Genomic DNA, 8,958 nt, shown 5'->3' on the forward strand with positions numbered 1-8,958 from the left:
GGTAGGGGGCGGGGGCGTGCATGCGCGTATTGTGGCAAACGCCCCTTTTCGCCGTGTGAAGGCCGCCGCGACGCGGCTTGCCCGGCTGAACTGGGAAAGTTGACAGGGGGCTGGGCGCCCGAAAATGCGCCGCAGGTGTGGTGAACTCCACGGTAAGAAGAAAATACTGGTCTCCGAGTGCTCACCATCCGGCGTGTCAGCCGCTATTCTTCAGTCAACACATCTTGTTACTGATCCGCGGGAGACCCTGCGCACCACCAGTCCGCCCATGTTGACCACCAAAAAGCCCTCTTCGCACAGCTTTGCCAACACCAAGCCCAGCGCCAGTGAGCCCGAGTCGTGGTCGCTGGACGAGCATTGGCCGACCCTGTTGTCCGGCTTGGCCGATCAGGTCACGGAAGGGGTGAGTGCACTGCAGAACACCATCGATCTCCTGTTGAGCAAGGGCACCATCAGCCGGCAGGAGCACCGGGCGCTGAGCATCCCGGCCGAGCGCATCAAGCAGTCCGGCGTCAGCGCGCAGCAGATCCACCGCTTCTATGGCGGGCGCATCCGGCAATCGCATGAAAAGGTGGGCATGGCCGACCTCGTGGAAGGCGTGCTGCAGGAGCGCAAGAAGGAATTTGCCGTGCTGGGCATCGAGATGCGGCGCAAGCTCAAGCCGGTCGAGGTGCTGGTGGACCCGACCGTGGCCCACACCTTCGTCAACGCCGTGCTTGACTGGGGGCTGCCGTTCGGCAGTCGCATGGACGTTCGCATGGACACCAATGCCTGGCCGCGGCACGCCCGGTTGCAGTTGCGCGTCTCCAACGACGGCGCACCCCCGTCGAGCCACGCGTCGGCGGACAGCCTGAGCTGGCTGCTGGTGCGCCAGATCGCGCTCGCGGCCGGCGGCATCGAAATCGACCGCCAGGTCACCGACGATGGCGTGAACTTCACCGCCCTGTTCAGCCGCACGGTGCAGGCGGTGGACGGCATCTCGGCCGTGGACCTCTCGGACGACCATTCCTCGATGTTCAAATCGCTGTCCGGCGTGTATGTGCTGACCATCTCGCCCACGTTGCAGATCCGCGCCGATGTGCGCGACGCCTTGCGCGAGATCGGCATCGGTTCGGACAGCGTGGTCGACTTCCGGCAGGCGCGCGAGGCGATCCTCTCCCGCATGCCCAACCTCATCGTCGTGGATGCCGGGATCAAGGACGAAGGCTTCGATCAGTTCCGCCGCGAACTGCTGCGCGAAGTGTTGGAGTTCCCCTTCGTCGAGATCTCGCCGGACGACAGCTCGTTCGACATGTCGGGCTTTGGTGAGTTCTCCATGGCCAAGGTGGGGCGGGGTAACATCCGCGAAGCCCTGGGCACGGCGGTGATGTTTGAACTCGCCAAAATGATGTGACCTGTTCCGCCTACAACAAAAAATCGAACAGAACAATGTCAGAACTGACAGGTTCTCTTGGTTTCCGCCCCTTCTTGGTGTAATATTTCTGTCGAGCTTGCCGAAAGGTCGGCTCCCCGCTTTTCCTCCCTGAGCGGGTGCCTTAGTGTGTGACAGCAAAAAGGCTTCCTGACCCGGCCCGAAAGGCCGGGTTTTTTTTGCCCTGTCAATTCTGGCGATTTGCCCGCCTCGGCCCGTTCCCTGAAGCCCCGGGGCTACACTGCCCGGATGCTCTGGGTCAAGTCCTTCCACATCGTTTTCGTGGCCAGCTGGTTTGCCGGCTTGTTCTACCTGCCGCGCATCTTCGTGAACCTGGCGATGGTGCCTCCAGAGAGCGTCGCGGAGCGTGAGCGCCTGCTTCTGATGGCGCGCAAGCTGATGCGTTTCACCACCATTCTGGCGGTGCCGGCCCTGGCCCTGGGGCTGTGGCTCTGGCTGGGCTACGGCATTGGCCGGGGGGCGGGCAACGGCTGGATGCACGCCAAGCTTGCCGCGGTTGTCCTCATCCTGGGCTATCACCATGCCTGCGGCCTGCTGTTGCGCCGGTTCGTGGAAGGTACTCAGCGGCGCAGCCACGTCTGGTACCGCTGGTTCAACGAAGTGCCTGTGATCCTGCTGGTGGCCGTGGTGGTGCTGGTGGTGGTCAAGCCCTTCTGACGCTTTGAAAACCCGCTCCTCCGCCTGGCCGCTGGCACTGTTGTTTGCCGGCGTGGTGGTGTACGCCAGCCTGTACCCATTCACGGGATGGCGCGTGCAGGGCGTGTCGCCGTTGGCCTTCCTGTGGGCGCCGCTGCCGCAGTACTGGACCGGTTTCGACGTGGCCTCCAACCTGCTGGGCTACGCCCCCCTGGGTTTTTTGTTGAGCCTGGCGATGCTGCGATCGGGCTGGGGGCGGTGGTCCTGGTGGTTGGCGTTCGGGGTGTCGGCGTTGTTGTCCCTGGCGGTGGAGACTCTGCAGAACTACCTGCCGATGCGGGTGCCGTCCAATGTCGACTTCGTGCTCAACAGCGCTGGCGCGGCCCTCGGCGCGGCCTGTGCCTGGGGGTTGGAGCGCCTGGGGGTGCTGCGCCATTGGAGCCAGTTTCGCGCCAACTGGTTCGAGCCCTCGGCCCACGGCAGCCTGGTGCTGCTGGCGCTCTGGCCGTTTGCGCTGCTCTACCCGCTGTCGGTGCCGTTTGGTCTGGGCCAGGTCTGGGATCGGCTGGAGGCTGGCCTGGTGCTCTTGCTGGAGGACACCCCTTTCCTGACCTGGGTGCCCGTGCGCCTGGAAGCTCCCGACCCGCTCAGCCCGCTGGCCGAAGCCTTCTGCATTTCGCTGTGCTTGCTGTCGCCTTTGCTGATGGGGTTTGCCGAAATGCGATCGGTGCTGCGCCGGGTTTTCTTCCTGCTGATGTTCTTTCTGGCCGCGGCGGGCGCGGCGGGCCTGTCGGCCGCCCTCACCTATGGGCCATCCCATGCCTGGGCGTGGGTCAGTCCGCAGGCCACCATGGGCCTGGTCATGGCGGTGCTGCTGGGCCTGGCGATGCTGGGACTCCCGCGCCGGTTGTGCAACGTGGTGATGCTGCTGACCCTGGCGGTGTCGCTGACGCTCCTCAACCTCGCGCCCGACAGTCCCTACTTCGCGCAGTCGCTGGAAGTCTGGGAGCAGGGGCGCTTCATCCGTTTCCACGGAATTTCGCAGTGGCTGGGCTGGCTGTGGCCCTTCGCCGCCCTGATCTTCGGCCTGCGCGTGGTCGCGCGTGCACCGCTGGCCTCGGAGCGGACCACTAAAATTCCGCCATGAGCGAAAACAAGTCCTACTACGAGCGGCACATCTTCTTCTGCCTCAATCAGCGAGAAGGTGGCGAAGCCTCGTGCGCCCAGCACCAGGCGCAGGCCGCATTCGATCGCTGCAAGTCGCAGGCCAAGGCGCTGGGCCTGTCGGGCGCGGGCAAGGTGCGCGTCAACAAGGCAGGATGCCTGGACCGCTGTGCCGGCGGCCCGATCGCCGTCGTGTACCCGGAGGCGGTCTGGTACAGCTACGTGGATGAGCACGACATCGATGAAATCGTGCAATCGCACCTGCGCGACGGTGTGGTGGTGCAACGCCTGCTGACGCCACCGGACGTGGGGCGCTGAGGCGCGATGAACGCACAAACCGAGTTTCTGTCGATCGTTGGCCCCACGGGCCAGCTGGAGCTGGCGATCGACCGCCCCACGGAAGCGGTGCGAGGCACCGCCGTGATTGCCCACCCCCATCCCTTGCACGGTGGCACGCTGACCAACAAGGTGGTCCAGACCCTGGCGCGGGCCTGCGTGCAAGCCGGCTGGACCGCGGTGCGCTTCAACTTTCGCGGAGTCGGCCAGAGCGAGGGTGTCTACGACGAAGGGCGCGGCGAGCTCGACGATCTGATGGCGGTGATCGAGGCGCAGGCGCCAAGCGGCCCGCTGTGCCTGGCCGGCTTTTCGTTCGGCTCCTTCGTGACCAGCCATGCCGCCGCCCGGCTGCACGACTCGCGGGACATCCAGCACCTGGTGCTGATCGGGACCGCGGCCAGCCGTTTCGAGGTGGCGCCGGTGGCGGCGGAACTTCATGCCCGCACGCTGGTCGTTCATGGCGAGCAGGACGACACGGTGCCCTTGTCGTCCGTCATGGACTGGGCCCGCCCCCAATCGCTGCCGGTGCTGGTGGTGCCCGGTGGCGGCCATTTCTTCCACGGCCAGCTCCCGTTGTTGCGGGATCTGGTGCTGCGTCACCTGCGGGCCTGACCGCTCGCGGGTTCTCTTGTTTTCCCCTTTGAAGGACCGGATTTTGTTGCGTCGTCTCTTTTCCCGTTTTCTGTTGTGCCTGTCCCTCGGTGTGATGGTGCCCGCGCTGGCGCAGATGCCCGCCCCGCCCGAGGTGGCCGCGCGCGCCTACCTGCTGCTGGACGCGACCTCCGGCCAGGTGCTCGCCGCCAAGGACCCGGACCAGGCGGTCGAGCCCGCGTCGCTGACCAAGCTCATGACCGCCTACCTGGTGTTTGACGCGCTCAAGGCCGGCAAGATCAGCCTCGCCCAGACCTTTGGCGTGAGCGAGCGCGCCTGGAAGATGCCCGGATCGCGCATGTTCATCGACCCCAAGATGCAGGTGCCGGTGGAGGATCTGATCAAGGGCATGATCGTGCAGTCGGGCAACGACGCGACGGTGGCGCTCGCCGAGGGCGTGGCCGGGTCGGTCGAACGCTTCGTGCAGCTCATGAACGAACAGGCCAAGGCCCTGGGCATGGCGTCCACCACCTACCGCAACGTGGAAGGCCTCACCGAAGCCGGTCATACCACCACCGCGCGCGACCTGGCCACGCTGGCCACGCGCCTGATGGCCGACTTCCCCCAGTACGTGCCGTACTACGCCATCCAGCGTTACCGCTACCCGGGCACGCCCGCCGCCAACGACACCAACCGCAACCTGCTGCTGTTCCGCGACCCGAGCGTGGACGGCCTGAAAACCGGGCACACCAACGCGGCCGGCTATTGCCTGGTCGCCACCGCGCGCCGGCAGGTGCCAGGCCTGGGTGAGGGTGCCCAAGGGCAGCGGCGCCTGATCAGCGTGCTGCTGGGTGCATCCAGCGAAAACGCCCGGGCCGCCGAAAGCCAGAAACTGCTCAACTGGGGCTACACCGCGTTCGACGCCGTGCGCCTGATCCCCGTTGGTCAGCCGGTGGCGACGCCCCGCATCTGGAAGGGCAAGGCCGATCAGGTCCGCCTGGGCCGGGCCGAAGGCGTGGTTGTGTCGGTGCCCGCGGGCGAGGGCGCCAAGCTCAAGTCCGAGGTGGTCCGCCCCGATCCGCTGGTGGCGCCCCTGATGAAAGGGCAGTCCGTCGGCACGCTGCGCGTGACCACTGCCAGCGGCGCCACGGTGGCTGAAATCCCGTTGACCGTGCTCGAGACGGTCGAGGAAAGCGGCATCTTCGGCCGCGCGTGGGACGCGATCCGCCTCTGGATCCAGTGACGCTTCGAGCTCCACGGCCCTTCTGAAGGGCTCGCATTGTCAGAAAATCGGCCACGTGCTACAGTAGAGGGCTTTTCGGAATCTTCCGAGGAGTTTTCGTTTTCGCTTTTTTCAAACGTTTAGGGACGTTTTAATGCCAACCATCAATCAACTCGTGCGCCACGGCCGGGAGGTCGAAAAGACCAAATCCAAGAGCCCGGCCATGGAAAACTCTCCGCAGCGTCGCGGTGTGTGCACCCGTGTGTACACCACGACCCCCAAGAAGCCCAACTCCGCTCTGCGCAAGGTTGCCAAGGTGCGCCTGACCAACGGTTTTGAGGTGATCTCCTACATCGGCGGTGAAGGCCACAACCTCCAGGAACACAGCGTCGTGCTGGTCCGTGGCGGTCGTGTCAAGGACTTGCCCGGTGTGCGTTACCACATCGTGCGCGGCTCGCTCGATCTGCAAGGCGTGAAAGACCGCAAGCAGTCGCGCTCCAAGTACGGTGCCAAGCGCCCCAAGAAGGCCTGATCGTTCGAAATTTCCGGTGTTTGTTCCGCCTGGCAGGTGGTTCAAGCGCAGTGGCCCACAACACGGAATGGTCCGTGCGGGTCGAGTAAGTGAGAGTTTTTGCATGACTCTCGCGGCCCCTGAAAAGGTGCCAACTGAAGCAATATGAGGTGAAAAATGCCACGTCGTCGCGAAGTCCCTAAACGTGAAATCCTGCCGGATCCCAAGTTCGGCAATGTCGAGCTCTCCAAGTTCATGAACGTGATCATGGAAGGCGGCAAGAAGGCAGTCGCCGAGCGCATCATTTACGGTGCGCTGGAGCAGATCGAGAAGAAGAGCGGCAAAGATCCGGTCGAAATCTTCTCGGTCGCCATCAACAACGTCAAGCCCATGGTGGAAGTGAAGTCCCGCCGCGTGGGCGGTGCCAACTACCAGGTGCCGGTCGAAGTCCGGCCCGTGCGTCGTCTGGCCCTGTCCATGCGCTGGATCAAAGAGGCTGCCCGCAAGCGCAGCGAGAAGTCCATGGCCCTGCGCCTGGCCAACGAGCTGATCGAGGCCACCGAAGGCCGTGGCGGCGCCATGAAGCGGCGTGATGAAGTGCACCGCATGGCCGAAGCCAACAAGGCCTTCAGCCACTTCCGCTTCTGATCCGGGCTGCCGTCCAGCAGAGCATCCAGAACCGAGAGCCCGCATTCCCTGAATTAGGGGAGCGGGCTCGTCCCCTTTTCGGAGTATTTCCATGTCCCGCACCACGCCCCTTGAGCGTTATCGCAACATCGGTATTTCCGCGCACATCGATGCCGGCAAGACCACCACCACCGAACGCATCCTGTTCTACACCGGTGTGAACCACAAGATCGGCGAAGTTCATGATGGCGCCGCCACCATGGACTGGATGGAGCAGGAGCAGGAGCGTGGCATCACGATCACCTCGGCTGCCACCACCTGCTTCTGGAAGGGCATGGACCTGTCCTACCCCGAGCACCGCTTCAACATCATCGACACCCCCGGCCACGTGGACTTCACCATCGAGGTGGAGCGTTCCATGCGCGTGCTGGACGGCGCCTGCATGGTGTACTGCGCCGTGGGCGGCGTGCAGCCGCAGTCGGAAACCGTCTGGCGTCAGGCCAACAAGTACAAGGTGCCCCGCCTCGCGTTCGTCAACAAGATGGACCGCACCGGCGCCAACTTCTTCAAGGTCTATGACCAGATGCGTCTGCGCCTGAAGGCCAACCCGGTGCCGATCGTGATCCCGATCGGTGCCGAAGACAACTTCAAGGGCGTGGTCGACCTCATCAAGATGAAGGCGATCATCTGGGACGAGGCGTCCCAAGGCATGAAGTTCGAGTTCCAGGACATCCCGGCCGAACTGCAGGCGCAAGCCGAAGAGTGGCGCGAGAAGATGATCGAGGCCGCCGCCGAATCCAGCGAAGAGCTGATGAACAAGTACCTTGAGGAAGGCAACCTGACGGAAGCCGAAATCAAGCAAGGCATCCGTGCGCGCACGCTGGCCACCGAAATCCAGCCGATGCTGTGCGGCACCGCGTTCAAGAACAAGGGCGTGCAGCGCATGCTCGACGCCGTGATCGACTTCCTGCCCTCGCCAGTGGACATTCCTCCCGTGGGCGGCACCGATGACAACGAGGAACCCACCTCGCGCAAGGCGTCCGACGACGAGAAGCTGTCCGCCCTGGCGTTCAAGCTGATGACCGACCCGTACGTGGGCCAGCTCACGTTCGTGCGCGTGTATTCCGGCGTGCTCAAGAAGGGCGACTCGGTCTACAACCCGGTCAAGGGCAAGAAGGAGCGCATCGGTCGTATCGTGCAGATGCACGCGAACAACCGCCTGGAAGTGGAAGAAATCCGCGCCGGCGACATCGCTGCCTGCGTGGGCCTCAAGGACGTGACGACGGGTGAGACCCTGTGCGATCCGGACGCCATCATCATGCTCGAGCGCATGGTCTTCCCCGAGCCCGTGATTGCGCAGGCCGTGGAACCCAAGACCAAGGCCGACCAGGAAAAGATGGGCATTGCGCTGCAACGCCTGGCTTCCGAAGATCCTTCGTTCCGCGTCAAGACCGACGAAGAGTCCGGCCAGACCATCATCTCTGGCATGGGCGAGTTGCACCTGGAAATCATTGTCGACCGCATGAAGCGCGAGTTCGGCGTGGAAGCCAACGTCGGCAAGCCCCAGGTGGCTTACCGCGAAACCATCCGCAAGAGCGTGGACGAAGCCGAAGGCAAGTTCGTGCGCCAGTCGGGCGGTAAGGGTCAGTACGGCCACGTGGTGTTCAAGATCGAACCCAACGAAGCCGGCAAGGGCTTCGAATTCGTGGACGCCATCAAGGGCGGCGTGGTGCCGCGCGAGTACATCCCGGCGGTGGAAAAGGGCGTGATCGAGGCGCTCAACGCCGGTGTGCTGGCGGGCTTCCCCGTCGTGGACGTCAAGGTCACGCTGCACTTCGGTTCGTACCACGACGTGGACTCGTCCGAAATGGCGTTCAAGATGGCCGCCATCTTCGGCTTCAAGGAAGGTTGCAAGAAGGCCAGCCCGGTCATCCTGGAACCCATGATGGCCGTGGAAGTGGAAACGCCTGAAGACTACGCCGGCAACGTGATGGGCGATCTGTCCAGCCGTCGCGGCATGGTGCAGGGCATGGAAGACATGGTGGGCGGCGGCAAGGCCATCAAGGCCGAAGTGCCCCTGTCCGAAATGTTCGGCTACTCGACCACGCTGCGCTCGATGTCGCAAGGCCGTGCCACGTACACGATGGAGTTCAAGCACTACTCCGAAGCGCCGCGCAACGTGTCCGAAGCCATCGTGGCTGCACGCGCGAAGTAAATACCTTGGGGATGGGGCGCTTTCGGGCGCGCTGTCCCCAATTGATCAGCCGGTCTGCGACCATGCGCCGCCCTGTTCCCGTGCGGGGCGATCCAGCAGTGTGGTGCAGACCTTAAACCGTGACACGGGTTTGTTCTTTAGGAATTGAAAATGGCAAAAGAGAAATTTGAGCGGACCAAGCCGCACGTGAACGTGGGCACGATTGGTCACGTGGACCATGGCAA

Annotated in this window: 9 protein-coding genes and 1 pseudogene; all 10 read left to right on the top strand. The window is 63.9% G+C overall.

What is annotated here, in order from left to right; genetic code table 11:
* The first annotated feature begins 268 nt into the window (after positions 1-268).
* Entirely contained in the window at positions 269-1,393 is a 1,125-nt protein-coding gene (locus tag AC3WPZ_RS26565; protein ID WP_382322837.1) for a hypothetical protein, read from the top strand.
* 267 nt (positions 1,394-1,660) lie between these two features.
* A complete protein-coding gene (locus tag AC3WPZ_RS26570; RefSeq protein WP_382163157.1) occupies positions 1,661-2,089 on the top strand; it encodes a CopD family protein in 429 nt (142 codons plus the stop codon).
* Positions 2,090-2,093: 4 nt separating this feature from the next.
* Positions 2,094-3,215 carry a VanZ family protein gene (locus tag AC3WPZ_RS26575; RefSeq protein ID WP_382322838.1) on the top strand — a complete coding sequence of 374 codons (1,122 nt, stop codon included), beginning with the start codon at positions 2,094-2,096 and terminating at the stop codon, positions 3,213-3,215.
* Complete coding sequence (locus AC3WPZ_RS26580; protein WP_492442355.1) at positions 3,212-3,550, top strand: (2Fe-2S) ferredoxin domain-containing protein; 339 nt, start codon at positions 3,212-3,214, stop codon at positions 3,548-3,550. The genes AC3WPZ_RS26575 and AC3WPZ_RS26580 overlap by 4 nt, the downstream gene beginning before the upstream one ends.
* Before the next feature lie 6 nt (positions 3,551-3,556).
* Positions 3,557-4,180 (top strand): alpha/beta hydrolase, encoded by a 624-nt coding sequence (locus AC3WPZ_RS26585; RefSeq protein ID WP_492442357.1) that lies wholly within the window; start codon positions 3,557-3,559, stop codon positions 4,178-4,180.
* 94 nt (positions 4,181-4,274) lie between these two features.
* Entirely contained in the window at positions 4,275-5,402 is a 1,128-nt protein-coding gene (locus tag AC3WPZ_RS26590; protein ID WP_492442359.1) for a D-alanyl-D-alanine carboxypeptidase family protein, read from the top strand.
* Positions 5,403-5,535: 133 nt separating this feature from the next.
* Positions 5,536-5,913: a 30S ribosomal protein S12 gene (rpsL, locus tag AC3WPZ_RS26595; protein ID WP_068169701.1), complete on the top strand. Its 378-nt coding sequence runs from the start codon at positions 5,536-5,538 to the stop codon at positions 5,911-5,913.
* A 156-nt stretch (positions 5,914-6,069) separates the two neighbouring features.
* Positions 6,070-6,540, top strand: a complete 471-nt coding sequence (gene rpsG, locus AC3WPZ_RS26600) for a 30S ribosomal protein S7 (protein ID WP_137918320.1) — start codon at positions 6,070-6,072, stop codon at positions 6,538-6,540.
* Positions 6,541-6,631: 91 nt separating this feature from the next.
* Positions 6,632-8,734, top strand: a complete 2,103-nt coding sequence (gene fusA, locus AC3WPZ_RS26605) for an elongation factor G (protein WP_291116159.1) — start codon at positions 6,632-6,634, stop codon at positions 8,732-8,734.
* A 150-nt stretch (positions 8,735-8,884) separates the two neighbouring features.
* Positions 8,885-8,958 (top strand): annotated as a pseudogene (locus AC3WPZ_RS26610) (GTP-binding protein); the annotation flags it as partial.

The sequence above is a fragment of the Hydrogenophaga sp. FW305-3-2-15-A-LB1 genome, assembly GCF_058787875.1.

Excerpts from the sequence above, each read along its gene's own strand:
- AC3WPZ_RS26570 (WP_382163157.1), top strand. The coding sequence starts at position 1,661 with ATGCTCTGGGTCAAGTCCTTCCACATCGTTTTCGTGGCCAGCTGGTTT.
- rpsL (WP_068169701.1), top strand. The coding sequence starts at position 5,536 with ATGCCAACCATCAATCAACTCGTGCGCCACGGCCGGGAGGTCGAAAAG.
- rpsG (WP_137918320.1), top strand. The coding sequence starts at position 6,070 with ATGCCACGTCGTCGCGAAGTCCCTAAACGTGAAATCCTGCCGGATCCC.
- AC3WPZ_RS26580 (WP_492442355.1), top strand. The coding sequence starts at position 3,212 with ATGAGCGAAAACAAGTCCTACTACGAGCGGCACATCTTCTTCTGCCTC.
- AC3WPZ_RS26585 (WP_492442357.1), top strand. The coding sequence starts at position 3,557 with ATGAACGCACAAACCGAGTTTCTGTCGATCGTTGGCCCCACGGGCCAG.
- AC3WPZ_RS26590 (WP_492442359.1), top strand. The coding sequence starts at position 4,275 with ATGGTGCCCGCGCTGGCGCAGATGCCCGCCCCGCCCGAGGTGGCCGCG.
- fusA (WP_291116159.1), top strand. The coding sequence starts at position 6,632 with ATGTCCCGCACCACGCCCCTTGAGCGTTATCGCAACATCGGTATTTCC.
- AC3WPZ_RS26565 (WP_382322837.1), top strand. The coding sequence starts at position 269 with ATGTTGACCACCAAAAAGCCCTCTTCGCACAGCTTTGCCAACACCAAG.